We start from the raw sequence: 21995 nt of genomic DNA on the forward strand, positions 1-21995 counted from the left end.
GCACTCGGGGCAGGGTGGGGTCTCGTCGATCATGCGCCGCACCTTAACCGAGGAGTTCTTCTCAGTCTCCAAGCACCCTGCGTTGGGTCCAACCTCCTGAGATCTACTGGCGCTCACCTGCACTGATGGCCCATCGCCAACCCATCTGTCCCACGATCCAAGCGATGACGGCTCGCAGGGGACCGCTTGTCACCAAGTGCGCCGCTACTGCCGGTTGATCGGCACCTCATAGACGATCTCGCACAGAGCAACCGGCACGACGATGTCGGCCGTCTCCACGGGGCGCCCCTGATCGCTGTAGTACGTCCGCCGAATGTGTGTGACGAGCGCGCCCTTCTGAATGCCGAGCAGTGACGCCTCTTCGGCGGTCGCGTGTCGCGGCTCCGGCTGCTCCACGGCATGGCCGACCGTGATCCCGATCTCGGCCATACGGTTCACGACGCCCTCTCCGGCATGGGGCCCTCCCTCGGGAAGGACGACGATCGTCCCCGCGGTGAGGTCGTAGGGCTCCCAACTCGTGGAGAGCTGCACGGGCCGGCCGTCGGCCAGGAACTCGTACACGGTGCGGACACAGAGATCGCCTACCGCGATGCCCAGCCGCGACGCGATCTCACCCGGCGCCGGAACCTTCGCATCGGTCCGGCTCTCCCAGCCACCTTGCCGCCCCAGGGCACGCATGTCCGAGCGGAACGGGGAGCCGTCGGGCTGCTCGCGAGCCGCGGAGCGAACCACGCGCACGCGCTCCCGCGGCTCGGCGACGTACGTTCCGGACCCGGCCCGCCCCTCCAACACCCCTTGCGAGATGAGCAGTTCCTGCGCCCGGCGGATCACGTTCTCGCCGACGCCGCACTCCTGGGCGATCTGAGCGCGGGAGGGCAGCCGATCGCCCGGCGTCCACTCGCGATCCGCGATGCGCCGCCGGAGGACATCAGCGATGCGGAGATAAGGCGGCTGCTCAGGCATGTGGAAAATCTAGTCCACTAGCTCTAATCTAGTTAACTAGCTTCACTGAAAGTGATCAGCGGTGACGGAGGCTGCCCTGTGCCTGCTTCAGAAGTGAGCGCGGGGGCCATCGCTGCCCGGCTGTCCGCCCTCGGACTCGCCACACGCGTGGAGGAGCACGCACGGCAGACCGCGATCGAGGCGGAGGTACCCGACTGCCTCCCCGCCGAGACCTGGCAGGAGGCCCTGGACGTGGTCGCCCAGGCCGACCGCTTCGGCCTCCTGGCCACCAGCCTGGGCGGCCGCACGTTATGGGCCGCCGTACGCAAGCCAGCCCCCGCGACGGACAACGCCCCGGGACCTGGCCAACAGCGATAGGAGCACCATCGTGTCCAACCGCATCCGCCGCGCAGCATCGCAGTTCGGCGAACGGCTCTCAGAAAGGCGCCGGCATCGCCAGCGTCCCCCAACTGCCGTTTGCACCACGGCCAATCACCCGGCTGGTAGCGATCGCGGGGTGGCGAAGATTCCTAGGCACCCGCAGAAGCACACTGAGGTGCTGATCGGGGAGGAGACGGCCCTAATCCGCCCGTACCTGCTGGCATCCGAGCAACGAGCACGGCAGCGCGCCACGATGCTCGCCCTTCGCGCTCTGGTCGAGACGCCTTACTGCTCGGCAGAGGCCCTTTGATGCCATACCGCCGCCTTCAGTCTCTTGCAGCGCAGAGAACTTTCGAAGCCCCGTACCGTTCGAGTTCGTGCCGGGTCGGCCAGCACCGCGAGTGCGCGCATTCTGTGCCGACACCAGCGCCGAGCGGCGTCCCCGTGATCTACGAGGCCTGCACATGCTCGTGCCACACGGTGTCCGACCGGGATACGACTGCCGGGGTGTCCCCTTGAAGAACTGGACCTCCGGCCGTTCCCTGACGGCCCCTGTCGAAATCACCTCGACCAACGTGCGATGCGGCGACGTCATCCTGACCGGTGCCCGCCCGTGCCGTGTGACGTACCTCGGCCAACTCCCAGGTGGAGCCAAACGGCCCCTCTTCGAGTCAGGCGAACAGTTGACGATGTACGTCCGCACTCGATTGATCACATCGAGGGGGCCGTCAAGGTGGTGACCCGGCCCGCCCCGCCCCTCCCGTACGCGATCGCCGACGACCTACGCGCCCGGATCATCACGGGACGACTCCAGGTCGACGAACGCCTCCCCTCGGAGGCTCAGCTCGCCGCGCACTACAGGGTCAGCACGCCGACCCTGCGAAACGCCTTGGCGGTCCTCCAGGGCGAAGGGCTCATCGAGAAGATCCACGGCAAAGGCAACTTCGTGCGCCGCCGTCTTCATCAGGTCACATACGTCGGCGGCGGCCACATGGCCATCGACCGGGATGCCGCAAGGGTGACCCTCCGCGTCACGGTCCGCACCACCAAGATCTGGGCGCGAAGTGACGTGGCCTCGCTGCTGAAGGTGCCGCTCCACAGCCCGCTGACCGAACTGCGCTGCGTCGGCTACGAGGGTGATTCGCCACACAGCCTGATCCGCTTCTACGTCCCGCGCGACCTGGCACCGGTCAACCCGCGAGCAGAGCTGTCCTGTTGGGGGTCGGTCGAGGCGACCCTGGCGGAGGCGCGCCCAGCACTCGCCGACACTCAGGAGACAGTCAACGCCCGCCTTCCGACCCGGAGCGAAGCCGCCACCCTGCGCATCAGCACGGCACTGGCCATCCTGGCAATCACCCGGGTCTCAACCGACATCACGGGCCGCGTGGCAGAAGCAGCCCACCTCGTCCTCCCCGGCGACCGCGCCAACGCCCTTTTCACCACCCATCGCATTACGGCAGAGAGGCTGACGCAACGATGACCCCGCACGATGAGCTCCGCCTCCTGCCCTGGTCGAGCCCGGACGGCAAGCCGTGCTACTTGAGCACCGACGACCCTGCCAGCCGCGTGTCTCGCATGGCGGACGAGATGGAAGCGGCACAACTCGACCTCGCGCGGGAGTTGATGAAGCACGCTCTGGAGATGCTGGCCGACGACAAGATTAAAAGGTCGGAGATCCGACACCTGTCGAAGATCCTTGCCGAAGCCTTAGGAGACACCCTCCGGGTAGCAGCACTCCGCGGCCTTCGCTTGGCAACCCTGGTCCCTGCACCCTGGAAACACAGCGACCTTCCTCAAAGCCCGCCAGGAGCTGACGCCCACGGCCGTCCGTAGCATGACAAAGAGAGAGGCCCGGACGACGCGACCTGGGCCTCTCTAGAGGAGGCTTCCCTCCGGAGCTATTAGCCCGGACCAAGGCGTCAGAACCACGATCTTCTTCCTGGGCTGAGGAATCTACTGCCACTGAGCCATGGCAGGAGGGCGCACACCCAGGAGGAACGCTCGACTATTTTTCTAATTTAGTGATCCGTCAGCGGTTGCGAAGGTAGCCTGACTCCCATGAACCTTCAGGCGCAGATTGAACTAATTACGGCACCACAAGACTTCACTCGGCTTTGCAATGCAGTATTGCAGGCAGAGTACGGCACCGACTTTCTCCCCATCGACGATGATCGAGCCGACCGCGGGAACGACGGATATCTCAAATCCGAAAAACGCATGTTTGCTGCGCACTGCTTCAAGCGCATCCAGAACAAAGGCCTTGACGGTGAGATTCGCAGCAAAATGATGGGCGACCTAAAGAAGGCTATCACTCTGCGCGACCAAGGCGACTGGGACATTACCCGGTGGACGTTCTTGTGTAATTACCCGATACCAGAAGGAATCGCCGCAGAGGTGCATGCATTCGGCACGCGCGCCGGAATCGACGTGAGTTGGTGCGGGCCGGGCTACTTTGCTGAAGTTCTACAAAGAGTTACGAGCGTTCGAGAGCTATTTCCGAACCTAATGGGAAACGACATCCTGAAAAAACTTGATGAAATATCCCAAATCATCGAGTCCCTGTCGCGCCCCCCAGATGATGTACAGATTCTGGTCGATTGGGTGCCTCGGGACGCCGAAGAGCAGCGTGCGCTCATTTCGCAGGCTCCACCTGCATGGGAGTACCTGCTATTTGCAAGCGCCCTGAAGCTGGGAAAAGAGCGCCTGGAGCCTAAGTGGCGCGATTTCCAAACCGGATATGGTCGACGGAACGGCATGTACCACGATGAGTCGTCCAGCATTCAGAGATTGGTCGACGCGTTTTCGGACGTCGAGGGAGTAGTCGAGCGCATGGTGATGGTATTTTCCGCCAGAATTCAAGAAGAGGCATTCGGCCCGCCAGGGGTCCGAGGAAATTCCGATTCTATTCTTCATCTCGCCGGAAGGGTTGTTGCCGGTTATGAAGAAATTTTGGACTGGGCTAGTGAAATTCGCGGAGAGGTCTACCCTGAATCGACCAAGAATGCCGCGAAGCTAGCCGCACAAATGGCGGAACGCCCGGCTCAGGACGTAAGAGACTTCATAGATCGCGTTTTCCTGGAGATTTCCAAGTTGCCCGATCTTCTGAAGCTCCCGAACCCGCGAGTAAAGCTCAGTCTCGAACTAACCGTAACTGTAGATGACGCCGCCGTTCTCGCTTTCACGAAAGAGGTACGGAAAATTCGCCGAAAGCGTCGCTTCTAGCTTATTCGTTTCAAATTGAACCATGCACAGACTGCGGTTCGCCAGCGCATCCATAGCACCAAGGTCGGCGGAGCGGCTTTGGGCGGGAGCTGCTTTGGCGCGAGTGATCATGGCCCCGTAAGCTTCCGGCGCGTCGGGCAGGTTGTGGACCTGCCCGGTAAAGCACGACGTTGGGGCCATGATCTTCGAGGCTCGCGCCAAAGTGGCTGCCTAAAGCCGTGGAGCCGGCCGCCCCAGCCACGGAGGGTGTCTCCCACTTCATGCCCGCAGCCGCAAGCGCGCCGCCGGGCGCGGCCAGCCGGGGCGGAGACAGGAGGCAGGCCGCGCCGCAGAGGCGGCGCGCGCCCGCGCCGTGCGCGGGCACTTGATGAAGTAGGGAAAGTTCTATCGCGCGGGCGTCAGGCGCTTACCGTCGTGGCTGCGGACGTGCGGGCCCGCCCCGTCCAGCGCGTCCAGGAGACGGATCGCGTAGACCTCGGACATCCACTCCGCGACCTCTTCCGGCGTGAGCCAGTCGACGGCCGTTGATTCGCTCGACGTGCGCTCCACGCCGCCCGCGGGCTTGCAGCGGAACACCAGGGCCACGATGCCCCGGGTCGTGTTCTTGTAGACCCCGGTCAGCTCGTCGACCTCTACGTGGATGCCCGTCTCTTCTCGGACTTCGCGACGAACACCTTCCTCCGGGGACTCATCGAGTTCGAGTACGCCGCCGGGGAGTTCCCAAGTGCCGTTGTCAGCGCGCCGGATGGCCAGGAGCCGACCGTCGTCGCGAACCACTACCCCGGCGACGGACACGGAGTGGAGTGGCGTTGACTGGCCTTCCCGGGCGCTGTTACTCATGTACAGGAGCATAGGAGGAAGAGAAGGACTATGGGAACAGTAGTAGGAGGTGGGAGAGCCGTACCTCGGTACGTGCAGATCGCCGACGAGATCGTTCAGCAGATCCGAGCCGGTGTCCTCAAGCCCGGCGAAATGGTGCCGAGCGAGTCCGAACTCGTGGATCGCTACGGCGTCTCGGGCGGGACCATTCGTAAGGCCATGGTCGAGGTCCGGGCCAGTGGGCTCGTGGAGACCCGGCACGGCAAGGGCTCCATCGTGAAGGACCGGCCGCCCGTGCGGCACCGCTCCTCCGACCGTTTTCGGCGCTCGCATCGGCAGGGCGGCAAGGCCGCGTACCTGGCCGAGTCCGCCCAGTCCGGAGCGACCGCCAAGGTGAGCGTGCTCTACATCGGCCCCATGGAAGCCCCCGAGGACATCGCCGAGCGCCTGGACGTCGAGGCCGGCACTCAGGTGCTCGCCCGTCGGCGGCTGTACTTCCGCAACGGAACGCCCGTCGAAACGGCGACCTCGTACCTCCCGTGGGACGTCGTGAAGGACATCCCCGAGCTCTTCGCCGAGAACCCCGGCGGGGGCGGCATCTACGCCCGACTCGAAGACCACGGGCACGAGTTCGCGGAGTTCGTCGAGACGCTCCAAGCCCGCCCTGCGTCCAAGGCCGAGACGTCCGAGCTGGCGCTGAGCCCCGGGGCTCCGGTGGTGCACCTCGTCCGCGAAGCCGTGACGACCGCGGGCCGCGTCGTCGAGGTTTGCGACACCCTCATGGCCGCTGACCAGTTCGTCTTCAGCTATCGGATCCCCGCCGCCGACTGACTCACGCTCAACTGCCCACAACCCGCCGGGACTTCCTCGTCCCGGCGGGTTGACTCATGTACAGGAGTCATGCACTCTTCTTCATGTCACTCATGTACATGAGTGACGGAGTTCAGCATCTATAGAGGAGTGATCAGCTGTGCGTCAGATCCCTGTAGACACTTCCGCCGCGACCGTGATGGTCGCCAAGGCGCCGCAGCCCAAGGTCAAGGACCGCCGTACCGGCGAGCTCGCCGTGGACGCCGACACCGGAGCCGCGCTGATGACCGTGGACGTGATGTTCGCGGCCAACGACGAAGTCGAGATCCTGTCCGTCACCATCCCCAAGCCCGGTCTCTCCGACGACTTGGCCATGGGGACCCCGGTCGCGCTGACGGGGCTCATCGCGCGGCCGTGGGAGAACGAGTTCAACGGCCAGAAGCGGCACGGCATCGCTTACCGCGCGGTCGCCCTCACTTCCCTCGGCGTCGGCTCTACGCAGCCCAAGGCAGCCTGACCATGACCACCTTCACGGTCGTGTTGACGCTGGTCGTCGCCTCCGCAGTGGTCCTGCGGTGGCGGCGCCCCGCCTGGTACTGGGTCTGCTTCGGCGCCGCGCTCGCCTCATTACGGCTTCTGATCCGGTACGCCTCGGTCATGGAGGCCTGCGGGCTCACCGTGCCACCCGCGCGCTGGCAGCTCGCCCTCGCCCGGATGGCAGGCCGATCCGTACCCGAGTCCCGCTCGCCCCGCGTCCTGCGGTTACGGCCGACGCGCACGGGCCTGGTCCTGCGGCTCAAGCTCCGCCCCGGTCAGGACGCCTTCGACTTCTCCGCCGCCACGGACCGGCTGCGCCATTCGTTCGGGATGTACGGCGTCAGCTCTCGCGAACTGCGTTCAGGAGTTGTGGAGTTGCGCATGACCGGCTACGACGTGCTCAGGCGGGTTCGGATGCCCGCCGAGAAGGCCGGTGACGCTGCTCCGATGTGCATCCCCGTGGCCCTGCGCGAGGACGGGGCCGTGCACTACCGCGACTTCCGTGCCGTGCCTCACGGGCTCACGCTGGGAGCCACCGAGTCCGGTAAGTCCGTGTACCTGCGCAGCCTCGTCTGCGGGCTCGCCCCACTCGACGTCGCCCTGGTCGGGATCGACTGCAAGCAGGGCGTCGAACTCTTCCCCCTGGCCCGCCGCTTCTCCGCCCTCGCGGACGCCCAGGAGACCGCGCTCGACCTCCTCGACGCGCTCGTCTCGCACATGGCGGACGTCTACCGGCTCATCCGTGCCCAGCAGCGCATCAGCGTCGCCGTACCGGACGCGGAGATCGCCGCCGACATCTGGGACCTGCCCGTCGACCTTCGCCCCGTCCCGGTCGTCGTCCTGGTCGACGAGGTCGCCGAACTCGCGCTCTTCGCGAACAAGGACGAGGAGAAGCGCCGCGATCGCATCGTCACCGATCTGGTCCGGCTCGCCCAACTCGGCCGCGCCGCAGGCATTTACCTGGAGATCTGCGGTCAGCGCTTCGGCTCCGAACTGGGCAAGGGCATCACGATGCTCCGCGCCCAGCTCACCGGCCGCACCGCCCACCGCGTCAACGACGAGACCAGCGCCAACATGGCCTTCGGAGACATCTCCCCGGACGCCGTTCTCGCTGCCATCCAGATCTCGCCCGATACTCCGGGCCTCGCCGTCGCCGGCGACTCGACCGGCGGCTGGGCCCGCATCCGCGCCCCGCACACCTCGCTGCGCGACGCCGTGAACCTCTGTAACACCTACGCCGACCGCACGCCGGACCTACCGGCCCTCGCCGCCTTCCGGCCCGTCGTCGCGGCACCGGCCAAGGCCCTCGCGCCGTTCAACGCCTCCCCCGCCACGGCCTGACACACCCCGCACCACGGTCGGCGCGGCCACCTCGCGCCACGTCCCTACCCCCTCCATGCCGAATTGGTGGAGCCTCATGAACCGCTCGATCCGCGTGGACGCCGTTCTCGTACAAGCCGGGATCGCCGGGGCGCTGTCCTTCGCACACCTTCATGACCTCGCTGCCGCCTCCGGGCAGGACGGCTGGAAGGCCTGGGCCTATCCCGTCAGCGTCGACCTGCTCCTGGTCGCGTCCTGGCGACGGCTTCGCACTGAAGGTCCGTCGCGGCTTGCCTGGTCCTGGTTCCTGATCGCGCTGTCCGCGTCGCTCGGAGCCAACGTGGCCACAGCGGGCTTCTTCGACCTTCAACACCCTTCTTCCTGGCTGCGGTTCGGCATCGCCGGGTGGCCAGCGCTCGCCTACCTCGGCGGCACCCTGCTCGCCCACACCTCGCCAGACCCGACCAGCGACGAACCGACGGAGCCGTTGCCGACGCACGAGTCCGCTCCCTCGGATGCCGCCTCCGCTCGAAGGCTCATCGAGGCTCCCGGACGGGAAGAGCCCGCTCCGGCCACCGCCTCCGTTCCGGCCGCCCTCGTCGACCACGCCCGCAAGCTCGCCGACGACCACCAGGCGCGTACGGGATCCGCGATCGACGCCGACACTCTGCGCGCCCGCCTCGGAGTACCGGCCCAGCTCGCCAACGCCATCGTCGCCCAACTCGACTGAGGCCAGCGGCGATACGGGCTCGTTTGGCCAACACCCGACCCCCGCCCGAAAGGACTGACCGACATGCCCGCTCGTGACCACTTCCACTCCGTGATGCGGATCGGCCCCGTGCAGATCGGCACCTATCGCGACCACCGCGGCCGGACCAAGCACGCGGCCGTGTGCACCAACGACCGCTGCGGCTGGTCCGCCGACTACTCCAGCCGCAGCGCGGCCCAGCTCGCCGCCCGCACCCACCGCTGCGCCACCCGATAGGAGCCCACCGTGGACGTCCCGCTCTGGCTCGCCCTGGTCGTCGTCGGCTACCTCGGCATCAAGCTCGTCCGCCCGCCCTGGTGGCTCGTGGCCGTGCTCCTCGTCGGCGGCTACCTCCTTGCCGACAGCCTGTTGTCCCCCGTCATCGACATCGCGATCAAGTAGTCAGCCGCGAAAGGGGATTCATCATGTTCCGTCCCAAGGTCCCGACCATGCCGCAGCCGACCGGCCTCGCCATTCCGCCGACCGTCACCGTCGAACCGGTCGTCACCGCCCAGCACCCCGTGCAAGCCGTGCAGGCCGTCGTACCGAGTCCCGCACCCTCCCGGCCCGCCATCCAGATCACCCCCGGCGCCGTCATCGCCCTCATCGGCGGAGGGACGGCCGTGGTCCTGGTGCTCGGCGCTGTCCTGGTCTCGATGCTGCTCGCAGTCGCCCTCACCGGGACATCGCTCGCCATCTGCGCCCTGGTCGTCCGTTCCCTGATGAGCACGGGCACGAAGCACCGCTGACCGGCCCCCGGGCGGCCTCGATACCGCCAAGCATCCGCCGCCCGGGAGCCGTACGCCCTCCGATCCGAGAACCGAAGGAACCTCCAGCATGGCTCACCCCGCCGCACCCGACCGACGCCTCCGCACACGGGAGTCGCCCGTAACTGCAACGCCCATCGACCCGATCACCCTCGGAGACCTGTTGAGAGTGGCCTCGGCCCCCGACTTCGATCGCTGGCAGGACCAGGTCCGTCGCACCGGCGGCTGCTCCGACCCCGTACACCTCACCGGCTGGACTCTCACCAAGGACAGGACGACCGGGGAGACCCTGCACTCGTACTCCACCGGCACGGAACCGGGCGGCCGACTCCGCGTCGCCTGCGGTAACCGCCGCGCCTCCCGCTGCCCGTCGTGCGCCTGGACGTACGCGGGCGACACCTACCAACTCATCCGCGCCGGGCTCGCCGGGGACGACCGCCGAGACGTTCCCGGCACGGTCCGGGACCACCCGCGCGTCTTCGCCACCCTCACGGCCCCGTCCTTCGGTCCGGTCCACAATCGCCCTGGCCGAGGACTCTGCCGCTGCGGCACTGCCCATGCCACGGACGACCCCGCACTGGGCACGGCCCTCGACCCGACGACGTACGACTACGCGGCGGCGGTGCTTTTCAACAACCACGCGGGCGGCCTGTGGATGCGCTTCACGACCCGACTGCGCCGAGAGCTGGCCGCACGCGCAGGGGTGACGCAACGCGAGTTGAAAGAGTCGGCCCGCGTCTCGTACGGAAAGGTCGCGGAGTTCCAGAAGCGGGGTGCCGTGCACTTCCACGCCGTGATCCGCGTCGACGGCCCGGACGGACCCGGAACGCCGCCGCCGTCCTGGGCCACGGTCGCTCTGCTCACCGACGCCATCCACGCCGCCGCAGCACACGGCTATACGTCCGTCTCCGTACCGGCGGCCGACGGGCAACCGGCCCGTACCTTCCGCTGGGGCGCGCAGCTCGACGTACGCCCGATCAAGGCCTTCGGCGACGGGTCGGACATCACGGAACAGGCCGTGGCCTCCTACGTCGCCAAGTACGCCACCAAAGCCGCCGAGAACACCGGCACGCTGGACCGACGCATCGGCGAGCCGGCCGAGCTCGACCGTCACGACCTCCCCGAGCACGCCCGGCGCCTGATCAAAGCCTGCAAGCTCCTCGATCCGCTCTACCCCGACCGCCGTCTCTGGGCGTGGGCTCACATGCTCGGCTTCCGGGGCCACTTCTCCTCGAAGTCGCGCCGTTACTCGACCACGCTGGGCGAACTCCGGGCTGCGCGAGCCGACTTCCGCGCCGCACAAGAGCGCGAAGCCCTCGGCCTGGAGGACCGCGAGCCGGACAGCGTCCTCGTCGTGCGCGACTGGCAGTACGCGGGCCACGGCCACACCCCCGGCGAGTCGGCCCTCGCCGCGACCATCGCCCGCGCGCTCCAGCTCAACCGCGAGACCGCGCGCGAGGAACTGCCCGCCCAACTCGCCCTGGAAGGAGCCGCAGCATGACCACCTCGACCACCACCGCCGAGCTGCTGACCGTCACCGAAGTCATGACGCGGCTCAAGCTCGGGCGCTCCAAGGTCTACGACCTCATCCGGTCGCACCGCCTGGTCTCGATCAAGATTGACGGTGCGCGCCGCATCCCGCTCGACTCCGTCAGCGCTTTCATCCTCGGCCAGATCGAGGAGGCTTCCTGATGGCCACCACCCAGCGCAAGCGCAACCCCAACGGCGCGGGCACGATCACCAAGCGCAAGGACGGCCGCTACCAGTGCGCGGTCTACGTCCTCCAGCCGGACGGCACCCGGGCCCGCAAGTTCGCGTACGGCAAGACCTGGGAGGAGTGCGACGCCAAGCGCCGCGAATTCCTCGACAAGGTCGCGAGCGGCACCCCGGTGCCCACCCGGTCGGCCAAGCTCTCCGAGTGGCTGTCCTTCTGGCTGGAGAGCGTCGTGAAGCCGCGCCGCAAGCTCAGCACGTACGACAAGTACGAGGCGCACGTCCGGCTCTACCTCTCCCCGATGATCGGCGGGAAGCGGCTTGAGTCTCTCGGGACCGCAGACGTCCGGCGCTTCCTCCTCCAGCTGGAGAAGAAGACCACGGCCGCCACCGCGAAGGAGTCGCACCGGGTCCTGCGCTCAGCCCTCTCCGCCGCCTGCCGGGAGGAGATGATCACGCGCAACGTGGCCAAGCTCGTCGAGCCTCCGCGCCCGAAGCCGCGTGAACTGAGCCCGTGGTCCCTCGACGAGACCCTGACCTTCCTCGCCGCCGCCCGACTCGATCCGCTCTACGCCGCCTTCGTGCTCGCCATCGCCATGGGCCTGCGCCGGGGAGAACTCGTCGGTCTGCGCTGGTCCGACATCGACCTGGAGCAAAGGACGTTGACCGTACGGCAGCAGCTCCAGCGCCGACGCGGCGTGCTCTACAACGACGAGACGAAAGGGCGCCGGAGCCGGGCGCTCCCGCTCCCCGCCATGTGCGTCGCTCCCCTGCGCTGGCACCGCATGCGCCAAGCCGCCGCCCGCGAGGGTGCCGGTGCGGCCTGGCAGGAGTCCGGCTACGTCTTCACCACTCGGACCGGCCGACCGGTCGAACCCCGCAACGTGCACCGGTCCTTCGTCCGGGTCTCCGAGACCGCCGGCCTCCGCGTCGTCCGGCTGCACGATGCCCGCCACGGTTGCGCAACCCTGCTCACCGCGGCCGGAGTCGCGCCCCGCGTCGTGATGGAGATCCTCGGCCACTCGCAGATCAGTCTGACCATGGACGTGTACACGCACGTCGTCCAGGACACCCAGCGCGAGGCCATCAGCCACATGGACCGGCTGCTGCGGCGTCGCCCGGTCAGGGACTGACCGCCCGGCCCGGAAGTGACCATCCGGGAGTGATCAACCGCGTTGATGTCAGGGACGGATGTCAAAGGCCCCCAGCCAAGATCGGCTGGGGGCCTTTTCCCTGGAGCCCCCTGTCGGGTTCGAACCGACGACCCCCGCTTTACAAGAGCGGTGCTCTGGCCAGCTGAGCTAAGGAGGCAACCCGAGAAGTGTAACCAACGCTCGCGCGGGCGCGGCCGGAAATTCGCGGCCGCCGACCTGCTGACAAGGCGGACGTCGCCGGGTAGCGTCCTGACCCAGTCCGCTCAGGTGGACTACACCACTTCTCCCTCTACTCGGATCGTCCGGCACGTTCCTGCCGGTGAAGGGACACATCAGTCATGGCCACTGTCACGTTCGACAAGGCGACCCGGATCTACCCGGGCTCCACCAAGCCCGCGGTCGACGGTCTGGAGATCGAGATCGAGGACGGCGAGTTCCTCGTACTCGTCGGACCCTCCGGCTGCGGAAAGTCCACCTCCCTGCGCATGCTCGCGGGCCTGGAGGACGTCAACGGCGGAGCGATCCGCATCGGTGAGCGCGACGTCACGCACCTGCCGCCCAAGGACCGGGACATCGCCATGGTGTTCCAGAACTACGCGCTGTACCCGCACATGACCGTCGCCGACAACATGGGCTTCGCCCTCAAGATCGCCGGCGTGAACAAGGCGGAGATCCGGAAGAAGGTCGAGGAGGCCGCGAAGATCCTCGACCTGAGCGAGTACCTGGACCGCAAGCCCAAGGCGCTCTCCGGTGGTCAGCGCCAGCGTGTCGCGATGGGCCGCGCCATCGTGCGCGAGCCGCAGGTCTTCCTCATGGACGAGCCGCTGTCGAACCTCGACGCCAAGCTCCGCGTGTCCACCCGTACGCAGATCGCCTCGCTCCAGCGCCGGCTCGGCATCACCACCGTGTACGTCACGCACGACCAGGTCGAGGCCATGACGATGGGCGACCGGGTGGCCGTCCTCAAGGACGGTCTGCTCCAGCAGATCGACTCGCCGCGCAACATGTACGACCGCCCGGCCAACCTGTTCGTCGCCGGCTTCATCGGCTCGCCCGCCATGAACCTGGTCGAGGTGCCGATCACCGACGGCGGGGTGAAGTTCGGCAACAGCGTCGTGCCGGTCAGCCGCGAGGCGCTGTCCGCCGCCGCCGACAAGGGCGACCGCACCGTCACGGTCGGCGTCCGCCCCGAGCACTTCGACATCGTGGAGCAGAACGGCGCCGCCGCGAAGGCCCTCACCAAGGAGTCCGCGGACGCCCCGGCGGGCCTCGCGGTCACCGTCAACGTCGTTGAGGAGCTCGGCGCCGACGGTTATGTGTACGGATCCGCGGAGGTCGGCGGCGAAGTGAAGGACCTCGTGGTCCGCGTCAACGGCCGCGCGGTGCCGGACAAGGGCACGCAGCTGCACGTCGTCCCGCGGCCGGGCGAGACCCACGTGTTCTCGACTTCCACGGGAGAGCGCCTCAGCGACTGACCCAGCCGCTAGGCTTGCCGCGGCCCTGCATTGACTGTGGGGCCGCGACTCGTTGTCGGGGTTCGCTGTCGGGTTCACCACCGGGGTTCACCACCGGGGTTCGCCGTCCAGGCCGTCGGGGTTTGCCGGTGCGGCCCGTTGTCGACAAATACCCCGGCATACCGCTCATTTCGAACCGCGTTCGTCAACGCGTAATTCGAAAAGCGACGTCGAACCATCCCCCGACAGGGTGACTAAATGTCGCCAAATCATCACTCCCCGCTACGCTCGCCTCCGTGACGCACACAGCCCGCCGAATCGGCCGAACCCTCGCCCTCGTCCTGCCCGTCGTCCTCGTGCTCTCCGGGACGCTCGCCGTCACCCGGGTCAACTGGGCCGGCAGCAACGACTCGCAGATCCTGACCGCCTCTTCCGAGAACGTCTCCGTACGCGCCAAGTCCCGCGCCCCGCAGGACGTGTTGCGCGACGCGCTCCTGACCGAGCTCCAGGAGAAGGACCCCGGCACCGCCCTCACCCACCTCCAGCGCGAGGTGGAGCGGCGCCCCTCGCTCGCCCGGCACTGCATGTCGATCGCCCGTGCGCTCGGCCGGGCCGCGGTGGAGCACTACGGTCCCGTGAAGGCCCAGTCGTACTCCCGCCCCGTCTGCGACACCTCCTTCGCCTCGGGCGTGGCCCAGGAGCGGTGACGTCCCGCTGCGGGGACGCCTATCGTTCACCGCATGACTGCGAGCACAACTGCGACGTTTCCGACGCAGGCCGTGATCCTGGCGGGCGGCCAGGGCTCACGACTTCGTCCGTACACCGACGACCGCCCCAAGCCGATGGTCGAGATCCCGGGCACCGGGGTCCCGATCATCGGCCATCAGCTCGCCTGGCTGGCCGCCGAGGGCGTCACTGACGCCGTCGTCTCCTGCGGCCACCTCGCCGACGTCCTGAAGGACTGGCTGGCGAAGGCGGACCTGCCGCTGCGCGTCACCACGGTCGTCGAGGACGAACCGCTGGGCCGGGGCGGCGGCCTGAAGCACGCGGCGGCCTCGCTGCCCCACCCCGGCCAGCCCTGGTACGCCACCAACGGCGACATCTGGACGCGCTTCTCGCTCCGCGAGATGGCCTCCTTCCACGGCGAGCGCGACGCGACCGCCACGCTGGCCCTGGCCCGCCCCCGCATCCCGTGGGGCGCCGTCGAAACCGACGCCTTCGGCCACATCACGGACTTCATCGAGTCGCCGCCCTCGCCGTACCTCATCAACGCGGGCGTGTACGTCTTCTCCGCGGCCTTCACCGCGATGCTGCCCGACGTCGGCGACCACGAGCGCACCACGTTCCCCCGGCTGGCCCGCGAGCGCCGCCTGGCCGGGTTCCCGCTGCCGCACGGGGCGTACTGGCGGGCCATCGACACCGCGAAGGACCTCACGGAGGCGGCCAAGGAGCTTTCCGCTCAAGGGCGTTGACCCTGCCGGCCATCCCGCCTCGGGCACTGCCGCCCACCGATTTCTTCGACACAGTTGATCGACACAATTGTGGGGCCGGACACCTTGCGGTGTCCGGCCCCTCAACTGTGGTGCGGGTGCTAACCCAGCAACCCGCCGATCGGGTTCCGGTTGCCGCCCCCGGTGGAGCCGCCCGTCCCTCCCGACGAGGTCGGTCCCGCGCTCGTGGTCGGCGGGGGCTGGAGCGTGCGGTGGTGCGAGGGGGACTGGCCGCCGGTGCCCGCGGTGTGGCTCGGCTGGCCCGTGGTGCCCGCGGTGACCGTCTGGTGCGCCTTCGGCTTCTTCGACGCCTTCGCGGACGGGCTCGCCGTACCGGTGCCCTTCGGCGCCGGCTTGGCGCTCTTGGCGGGCTTGCGGGGCGCCAGCGCGGGCCCGGTCTCGCTCGGCAGCGGGGTGCCGGGCAGGTAGTTGGTCGGGTCGTCGTTGGGGCCCGGCACCGTCACGACGGTGGTCGAGCGGACCGCGCCGCCGAGCAGCGCGCCGGTCACCAGCGTGAGACCCACGACGACGGTCGCCATGACGAGGCCCCGGCGCAGCACCCGCCGCCGCAGTTCCCAGAGTTCGGAACGCGGCCCCAGCTTGCGCCAGGCCTCACCGGCGAGCCGTGCGTCCAGCGAGTACACCGGGGCGCCCGCGATGATCAGCGGGGACCAGGCGGCGAGGTAGATGATGTCGGGCGCGTCGTAGGCGCGAACGGTCTGCCAGCTCACCGTCACCAGCAGAGCCGCCGACAGCATCGCCCCGAACACGGCCGCGACGCGCTGCCACAGGCCGAGCATCGTCAGTACGCCGACGACGACTTGGAGGAAGGCGACGGTGAGGCCCGCACCCACCGGGTGCTGGAGGGCGAAGTCGCGCAGGGGCTCGGCGAGCGCCCAAGGGTGCAGCGAATTCAGCCACTTGACCATCGAGCCGCGTTCGCCGCCGTCGAAGTACACGGGGTCGCACAGCTTGCCCATGCCCGCGTACACGGAGATGAAGCCGAGGAAGACGCGCAGCGGGAGCAGCACGACACCGAGGTTCATGCGGCGGCCCGGGTAGTAGGCGTGCCGCACGGCCGACGCCTCGGTGCCCGCATTGCGCGGCCGCGGCTCGTCCGAGCCGTCCTCCGCGAACCCGTCCGGATCCTCGAACTCGGCTTTCCCGTACGTCTGTTGATCGTAGGGAGAGCGCATCTGCGGGAGCAGCGCGGTCTCCGGGCCGGGGCCCGTGATCAGCGGCCCCGGCATGGCGTCGTCGACGTCGATGCGCGGGATGACCTGCGTCGCGCCGGCGGCGTAGCGCTCACTGCCGACGACGGAGGTCTCGCGGACCGCTTGAAGGAGTCCGCTCGCCCCCGGCGCCGACTTGCCGCTCCACACCACGGGCGCCCTGCGGCGCACCGCGGTGCTCGAAATGACGGGCTTCGGCAGCGACTTGGGCGCGAACAGCACCCGGAAGCTGGCGTGGTTGACGATTACCTGGGCGGGGTCGGCGTCCACCTTGAGCATGCTCAGGGCAGGCTGGTCGTCGATCCCGGGCCGGGGCGTTCTGGTGTCCACACTCATCTAACCGAGTGATGGGTGCTTAGGACACTGCTTGACGGGCCCGAATCTGTCCGAGACCCGTCAAGATCACCTGTTTCAGGCGCGTCGGCGGGCCGCTTCGTAGAGCACGATGCCCGCGGCCACACCGGCGTTGAGGGATTCGGCTCCGCCCGGCATCGAGATCCGCACCCGGTAGTCGCAGGTCTCGCCGACGAGTCGGCCAAGTCCCTTGCCCTCGCTACCGATCACGATGACGACGGGGCCGCCGATCTGCTCCAGCTCCTCGACCGTGTGCTCGCCGTCGGCGGCGAGGCCGACGATCGTGAGGCCTTCCTTCTTGTAGGCCTCAAGCGCGCGCGTCAGGTTGGTGACGCGGGAGACCGGCGTACGGGCCGCGGTACCCGCCGACGACTTCCAGGCGCCCGCCGTCATGCCGGCCGCGCGCCGCTCGGGCACGACCACGCCGTGGCCGCCGAAGGCGGAGGTGGAGCGGACGATGGCGCCGAGGTTGCGCGGGTCGGTCACGCCGTCGAGCGCGACGATCAGCGGGTCCTCGCCGTTGTCGTACGCGAACGCGGTGAGGTCCTGCGGGTCGGCGTACTCGTACGGCGGGACCTGGAGGACGAGGCCCTGGTGGTTGAGGCCGTTCGTCATCCGGTCGAGCTCGGGGCGCGGAGCCTCCATCAGGTTGATGTTGCCGCGCTCGCCGGCGAGCTGGAGGGCCTCGCGGACCCGCTCGTCGTTGTCGATGTACTGCTGGACGTAGAGCGTGGTCGCCGGTACGCCGTCGCGCAGCGCCTCGAAGACCGGGTTGCGGCCCACGACCATCTCGGACGTGCCCTTGACCCCGCCGCGCCGGGGCGCCGGGCGACGGGTCGCGGCCTGCTTGGCCTTGGCGGTCGCGATGCGGTTCTTCTTGTGCTTCTTGCGGTCCTCGGCCTTGGGCGTGGGGCCCCGGCCTTCCAGACCCCTGCGCCGCTGGCCACCGCTGCCGACCGTAGCGCCCTTCTTGTTGGACGTGCGGCGGTTCCTGCGCTGGCTGTTCCCGGCCATGACCTACCTATTTCCTGTGAATCTGCGATCCACATGACGATGCAGATCGGGTACGTACGTATATGAAGTGTGCCGCCCGATCGCGCGAGCGGCACATCGCGTGTGGGTTCAGCGGGGGCCGAGGGTCCAGCGCGGGCCGCTGGGACTGTCCTCGATGACGAGGCCGGACTGGGTGAGCTGGTCACGGATCGCGTCCGCGGTCGCCCAGTCCTTACGAGCCCTGGCCGCCTCACGCTGTTCCAGAACCAGGCGCACCAAAGTGTCCACCGCGCCGTGAAGCTCCCCGCCCCGGTCGGCCTCTTCCACCCAGTGGGCATCCAGCGGGTCCAGACCCAGAACACCCAGCATCGCCCGGACCTCAGCCAGACGCGCCGTCGCGGCTTCCTTGTCATCGGCCGCCAGCGCGCTGTTGCCCTGGCGCACCGTGGTGTGGACGATCGCGAGAGCCTGCGGCACCCCGAGGTCGTCGTCCATCGCCTCGGCGAACGCGGGCGGCACCTGGGCGGCAGGCTCGACAATGCCGCCCGCCTTCTCCACCACACGCTGGATGAAACCCTCGATCCGCGCGAACGCCGACTCCGCCTCGCGCAGAGCCTCCTCGCTGTACTCGATCATCGACCGGTAGTGCGGAGTACCCAGGTAATAGCGCAGCACGATCGGCCGCCAGCGCTTGACCATCTCCGAAACCAGCACCGAGTTCCCGAGCGACTTCGACATCTTCTCGCCGGACATCGTCACCCAGGCGTTGTGCACCCAGTACCGCGCGAACGCGTCACCGAAGGCCTTCGCCTGAGCGATCTCGTTCTCATGGTGCGGGAAGATCAGATCAAGGCCGCCGCCGTGGATGTCGAACGCGCTGCCCAGATACTTGTGAGCCATCGCCGAGCACTCCAGATGCCAGCCCGGCCGGCCGCGCCCCCACGGCGTCTCCCAGTCCGGCTCACCCGGCTTGGTCGCCTTCCACATCGCGAAATCCCGCGGATCCCGCTTACCCGACACACCCTCGTCCGGCTGGCGCAGATCGTCGATGTCCTGGTTGGAGAGCGCCAGGTACTCCGGGAAGGAACGCACGTCGAAGTAGACACTGCCGTCCGCCTCATACGCGTGACCACGCTCGATCAGACCCCGCATCATCTCGACCATCTCGGTGATGTGCCCGGTCGCCCGCGGCTCGTAGGTCGGCGGCAGGCAGCCCAGCGCCGTATAGCCGTCGTTGAACGCACGCTCGTTGTCGTACCCGATCGACCACCACGGACGGCCCTGCTCGCCCGCCTTCCTGATGATCTTGTCGTCGATGTCGGTGACATTGCGGATGAACGTCACGCCATAACCGCGGTACTCGAACCAACGCCGCATGACGTCGAAGTTCAACCCCGACCGGATGTGCCCGATGTGCGGGGCCGCCTGAACAGTCGCACCACACAGGTAGATCGAGACACAACCCCGCGAGAGCGGAACGAAATCACGAATCTGCCGGGCGCTGGTGTCGTACAGGCGAATGGTCACCCCACCAGGGTAGTGGCCCAATACCAGTGCCCCGCGACCCTTCCGGGCCTCGGGGCACACAATTTGGCGACTGTTGGGTGTCGGGCCCGCCCGACGATCTTCCGCGGGGTGGTCGACCGGCCTTCCGCGGGGTGATCGACTTCTATCGCGCCCGGTACACCAGCGCCGTGGCGATCGCCGCGAGCCCCTCGGCGCGGCCGGTCAGACCCAGCCCGTCCGTGGTGGTCCCGGACACCGAGACGGGCGCCCCGGCTGCGGCCGACAGCGCCTTCTGCGCCTCGTCACGCCGCTTGCCGATCTTCGGGCGTACGCCGACGACCTGGATCGCGATGTTCCCGATCTCGAAGCCCTCGGCGCGCACGATCCGGGCGGCCTCGGCGAGCAGGGTCGCGCCCGAGGCGCCGGACCACTCGGGCCGGTCGGTGCCGAAGTGTGCGCCGAGGTCGCCGACGCCGGCCGCGGAGAAGATCGCGTCGCAGGCGGCGTGGGCTGCCACATCACCGTCGGAGTGCCCGGCGAGCCCGTACTCCGCGTCTTCGGGGCCGTCCCAGAGCAGCCCGGCGCACCACAGCTCGCGGCCGCGCTCGAAGGCGTGGACGTCGGTGCCGATGCCGACGAGCGGGATCACGGGCCCGATGGCGGGAGCGGAAGGGGTGTCAGAAGCCATCGTTGGCCCTCCGTCGTGCGAGTACGGCCTCGGCGAGTACGAGGTCGAGGGGGCGGGTCACTTTGAAGGCCTCTTCGTGGCCGGGCACCACCACGACGGTCAGACCCAGCTGTTCGACCATGCCGGCGTCGTCGGTGACGCTGCCGGTGACCGTCTCGTGGGCGCGCACCAGGGTGGCGTGGTCGAAGCCCTGCGGCGTCTGTACCGCGCGGAGCCGGGCGCGCTCGGGGGTGGCGACGACGGACTCGGGGCCGCCGTCGGCGCGCGGCTCGACCTGCTTGACGGTGTCGGCGAGCGGGAGGGCCGGGACGACGGCGGGGGCGCCGTCGCGTACCGCCTCGATGACCGCGTCGACGGTGTCGACGGGTACCAGCGGGCGGGCCGCGTCATGGACCAGGACGATGTCGAAGCCGGGCGGCAGCGCGTCCAGGCCCAGCTTCACGGACTCCTGGCGGCTCTCGCCGCCGGGCACCACGAGGAAGTCGGTGCGGTCCGGCAGGGCGTGCTCGGCGAGCAGGTTCTTCACCTCGGTGGCGCCGTCCGGCGGGGCCACCACCACGACCAGCGAGACCGCGCGCGAGGCGGCCATCGCCCGGACGGCGTGGATCAGCATCGGGGTGCCGCTCAGCGCGCGGAGCGCCTTGGGGGCGCCCGGACCGAGGCGCACGCCGCGTCCGGCCGCTGGAATCACCGCGGCGGTGCGGAAAGGACGCGATTCGTCAGACAAGGTTTGTGTCCTCAAACGACGTGGGTATGGCGTGGGGGGACCCCCTGCTCGACGAGCGTGGGGGAGTGCCGGGCGCGACGCCTGACCGGCCCTTCCGTGACACTGGTCAGGCGAGCTGCCCGGGGCCCGGCACACCACAGTGCTGGCGCTGTTGGCGAGGGGATACGAACATGCCGCAGCGCCCGGCGACACAGCAATTTTCACTGCTGGTCAGCGGGCACCGCGGCAAGGCCGGTCATCCCAGGGCGAGCCCCGGAACGGGCGGCGTCAGGACGCGAGAACCTCGTCGAGGAGGGCCTCGGCCTTGTCTTCGTTGGTGTTCTCCGCGAGGGCCAGCTCGCTCACCAGGATCTGGCGCGCCTTGGCGAGCATGCGCTTCTCACCTGCGGACAGTCCGCGCTCGCGCTCACGACGCCACAGGTCACGCACCACTTCGGCGACCTTGATGACATCGCCGGAGGCGAGCTTCTCGAGATTTGCCTTGTAGCGACGGGACCAGTTCGTGGGCTCTTCGGCATACGGCGCGCGCAGCACCTCGAAGACCCGGTCCAGCCCGTCCTGCCCGACCACATCGCGTACGCCTACGAACTCCGCATTGTCCGCCGGTACGCGCACTGTCAAGTCGCCCTGGGCGACCTTGAGCACCAAGTAGGTCTTGTCCACGCCTTTGATCTGGCGAGTTTCGATAGCCTCGATCAGCGCGGCCCCGTGATGGGGATAGACCACGGTGTCGCCAACCTTGAACGTCATGTGACAGGTACCCCTTCCGTGGCTATCCAGGGTAACACGGAAACTGCTTGTTCTGAATGGCGTTTTCGCAGGTCAGGGCATATCTCGGGGCTTGACAACAGCAACACGAACGTGCTGCGGAAGCCTTCCGGAAGCCGGTATTCGCAGGTCGGAGCGGCTGCGAAGGGGCCGCGAAACGCGTACGTTACCCACCCCCGATCGGGGGCCCGGACGGCCGAACGTCCCGGTTTGCCGGGTTCCAAGCGGTGAACTTGATCTACTCCGTTCGGCGCTCGTTCACCCGTTCGGCCGCGCCGGATTCTTTCCGGAATTGATCAACGGACGCCCCGGAGGGTCATCCCCGGAGGATTTTCGGTAAGGAATGTGTGGCGGCCCGGGAAATTGATCA

Annotated in this window: 25 protein-coding genes and 1 tRNA gene; 17 read left to right on the forward strand and 9 right to left on the reverse strand. The window is 68.2% G+C overall.

Going from position 1 to position 21995, the window contains the following annotated elements; all coding sequences use genetic code 11:
- Positions 1 to 204: 204 nt before the first annotated feature.
- Positions 205 to 963 (reverse strand): GntR family transcriptional regulator, encoded by a 759-nt coding sequence (locus OG522_RS17260; RefSeq protein ID WP_329463866.1) that lies wholly within the window; start codon positions 961 to 963, stop codon positions 205 to 207.
- Between the two features lie 78 nt (positions 964 to 1041).
- Between OG522_RS17260 and OG522_RS17265 the strand changes: the two genes are divergently transcribed.
- From OG522_RS17265 to OG522_RS17280, 4 genes are all read left to right on the forward strand, one after another.
- Positions 1042 to 1320: a hypothetical protein gene (locus tag OG522_RS17265; RefSeq protein ID WP_329463867.1), complete on the forward strand. Its 279-nt coding sequence runs from the start codon at positions 1042 to 1044 to the stop codon at positions 1318 to 1320.
- Positions 1321 to 2056: 736 nt separating this feature from the next.
- The gene (locus OG522_RS17270) at positions 2057 to 2803 is read left to right on the forward strand and encodes a GntR family transcriptional regulator (protein ID WP_329463868.1); all 747 of its coding nucleotides are present in this window, start codon (positions 2057 to 2059) and stop codon (positions 2801 to 2803) included.
- Between the two features lie 59 nt (positions 2804 to 2862).
- Positions 2863 to 3156: a hypothetical protein gene (locus OG522_RS17275; RefSeq protein WP_329463869.1), complete on the forward strand. Its 294-nt coding sequence runs from the start codon at positions 2863 to 2865 to the stop codon at positions 3154 to 3156.
- Positions 3157 to 3381: 225 nt separating this feature from the next.
- Positions 3382 to 4545, forward strand: coding sequence for a hypothetical protein (locus OG522_RS17280; protein WP_329463870.1), 1164 nt, complete (start codon positions 3382 to 3384; stop codon positions 4543 to 4545).
- A gap of 384 nt (positions 4546 to 4929) precedes the next feature.
- Here the strand turns inward: OG522_RS17280 and OG522_RS17285 are convergent, their stop codons facing one another.
- Positions 4930 to 5397: an NUDIX hydrolase gene (locus OG522_RS17285; protein ID WP_329463871.1), complete on the reverse strand. Its 468-nt coding sequence runs from the start codon at positions 5395 to 5397 to the stop codon at positions 4930 to 4932.
- An 18-nt stretch (positions 5398 to 5415) separates the two neighbouring features.
- Here OG522_RS17285 and OG522_RS17290 point away from each other — a divergent pair, with 18 nt between their 5' ends.
- The 10 genes from OG522_RS17290 to OG522_RS17335 all read left to right on the forward strand — a co-directional run bounded on the left by OG522_RS17290 (position 5416) and on the right by OG522_RS17335 (position 12392).
- Complete coding sequence (locus OG522_RS17290) at positions 5416 to 6195, forward strand: GntR family transcriptional regulator (protein ID WP_329463872.1); 780 nt, start codon at positions 5416 to 5418, stop codon at positions 6193 to 6195.
- Between the two features lie 139 nt (positions 6196 to 6334).
- Entirely contained in the window at positions 6335 to 6691 is a 357-nt protein-coding gene (locus tag OG522_RS17295; RefSeq protein WP_329463873.1) for an SCO3933 family regulatory protein, read from the forward strand.
- Between the two features lie 2 nt (positions 6692 to 6693).
- Positions 6694 to 8052 carry an FtsK/SpoIIIE domain-containing protein gene (locus OG522_RS17300; RefSeq protein ID WP_329463874.1) on the forward strand — a complete coding sequence of 453 codons (1359 nt, stop codon included), beginning with the start codon at positions 6694 to 6696 and terminating at the stop codon, positions 8050 to 8052.
- Positions 8053 to 8128: 76 nt separating this feature from the next.
- A complete protein-coding gene (locus OG522_RS17305; protein WP_329463875.1) occupies positions 8129 to 8761 on the forward strand; it encodes a DUF2637 domain-containing protein in 633 nt (210 codons plus the stop codon).
- Between the two features lie 63 nt (positions 8762 to 8824).
- The gene (locus OG522_RS17310; protein ID WP_329463876.1) at positions 8825 to 9016 is read left to right on the forward strand and encodes a mobile element transfer protein; all 192 of its coding nucleotides are present in this window, start codon (positions 8825 to 8827) and stop codon (positions 9014 to 9016) included.
- Between the two features lie 9 nt (positions 9017 to 9025).
- Positions 9026 to 9181, forward strand: coding sequence for a hypothetical protein (locus OG522_RS17315; RefSeq protein ID WP_329463877.1), 156 nt, complete (start codon positions 9026 to 9028; stop codon positions 9179 to 9181).
- Between the two features lie 23 nt (positions 9182 to 9204).
- Positions 9205 to 9528 carry a SpdD-like protein gene (locus OG522_RS17320; protein ID WP_329463878.1) on the forward strand — a complete coding sequence of 108 codons (324 nt, stop codon included), beginning with the start codon at positions 9205 to 9207 and terminating at the stop codon, positions 9526 to 9528.
- Between the two features lie 88 nt (positions 9529 to 9616).
- Complete coding sequence (gene repSA, locus OG522_RS17325) at positions 9617 to 11047, forward strand: replication initiator protein RepSA (RefSeq protein ID WP_329463879.1); 1431 nt, start codon at positions 9617 to 9619, stop codon at positions 11045 to 11047.
- Positions 11044 to 11238, forward strand: coding sequence for a helix-turn-helix domain-containing protein (locus OG522_RS17330; protein WP_329463880.1), 195 nt, complete (start codon positions 11044 to 11046; stop codon positions 11236 to 11238). The genes repSA and OG522_RS17330 overlap by 4 nt, the downstream gene beginning before the upstream one ends.
- Positions 11238 to 12392, forward strand: a complete 1155-nt coding sequence (locus OG522_RS17335) for a tyrosine-type recombinase/integrase (protein ID WP_329463881.1) — start codon at positions 11238 to 11240, stop codon at positions 12390 to 12392. The genes OG522_RS17330 and OG522_RS17335 overlap by 1 nt, the downstream gene beginning before the upstream one ends.
- 101 nt (positions 12393 to 12493) lie before the next feature.
- On the opposite strand, the gene OG522_RS17340 is transcribed toward OG522_RS17335, so the two are convergent.
- Positions 12494 to 12570 (reverse strand) — tRNA-Thr (locus tag OG522_RS17340).
- 181 nt (positions 12571 to 12751) lie between these two features.
- On the opposite strand from OG522_RS17340, the gene OG522_RS17345 reads away from it, so the two are divergent.
- From OG522_RS17345 to OG522_RS17355, 3 genes are all read left to right on the forward strand, one after another.
- Positions 12752 to 13888: an ABC transporter ATP-binding protein gene (locus tag OG522_RS17345; protein WP_329463882.1), complete on the forward strand. Its 1137-nt coding sequence runs from the start codon at positions 12752 to 12754 to the stop codon at positions 13886 to 13888.
- Positions 13889 to 14163: 275 nt separating this feature from the next.
- The gene (locus OG522_RS17350; RefSeq protein WP_329463883.1) at positions 14164 to 14574 is read left to right on the forward strand and encodes a hypothetical protein; all 411 of its coding nucleotides are present in this window, start codon (positions 14164 to 14166) and stop codon (positions 14572 to 14574) included.
- A gap of 33 nt (positions 14575 to 14607) precedes the next feature.
- Positions 14608 to 15339 (forward strand): nucleotidyltransferase family protein, encoded by a 732-nt coding sequence (locus OG522_RS17355; protein WP_329463884.1) that lies wholly within the window; start codon positions 14608 to 14610, stop codon positions 15337 to 15339.
- Between the two features lie 119 nt (positions 15340 to 15458).
- Here OG522_RS17355 and OG522_RS17360 read toward each other — a convergent pair whose 3' ends face one another.
- From OG522_RS17360 to OG522_RS17385, 6 genes are all read right to left on the reverse strand, one after another.
- Positions 15459 to 16925, reverse strand: a complete 1467-nt coding sequence (locus tag OG522_RS17360; RefSeq protein WP_329463885.1) for a DoxX family protein — start codon at positions 16923 to 16925, stop codon at positions 15459 to 15461.
- Between the two features lie 75 nt (positions 16926 to 17000).
- Positions 17001 to 17957, reverse strand: a complete 957-nt coding sequence (rlmB, locus tag OG522_RS17365; RefSeq protein WP_329463886.1) for a 23S rRNA (guanosine(2251)-2'-O)-methyltransferase RlmB — start codon at positions 17955 to 17957, stop codon at positions 17001 to 17003.
- Positions 17958 to 18065: 108 nt separating this feature from the next.
- On the reverse strand, positions 18066 to 19463 hold the full coding sequence (gene cysS, locus OG522_RS17370) for a cysteine--tRNA ligase (protein ID WP_329463887.1): 1398 nt from the start codon (positions 19461 to 19463) through the stop codon (positions 18066 to 18068).
- A 142-nt stretch (positions 19464 to 19605) separates the two neighbouring features.
- Positions 19606 to 20130, reverse strand: coding sequence for a 2-C-methyl-D-erythritol 2,4-cyclodiphosphate synthase (ispF, locus tag OG522_RS17375; RefSeq protein WP_329463888.1), 525 nt, complete (start codon positions 20128 to 20130; stop codon positions 19606 to 19608).
- Positions 20120 to 20857, reverse strand: a complete 738-nt coding sequence (gene ispD, locus OG522_RS17380; RefSeq protein ID WP_329463889.1) for a 2-C-methyl-D-erythritol 4-phosphate cytidylyltransferase — start codon at positions 20855 to 20857, stop codon at positions 20120 to 20122. The genes ispF and ispD overlap by 11 nt, the downstream gene beginning before the upstream one ends.
- A gap of 267 nt (positions 20858 to 21124) precedes the next feature.
- The gene (locus tag OG522_RS17385) at positions 21125 to 21607 is read right to left on the reverse strand and encodes a CarD family transcriptional regulator (protein WP_003953493.1); all 483 of its coding nucleotides are present in this window, start codon (positions 21605 to 21607) and stop codon (positions 21125 to 21127) included.
- Positions 21608 to 21995 lie beyond the last annotated feature (388 nt).

This window comes from Streptomyces sp. NBC_01431 (genome assembly GCF_036231355.1).
Lineage (GTDB): Bacteria > Actinomycetota > Actinomycetes > Streptomycetales > Streptomycetaceae > Streptomyces.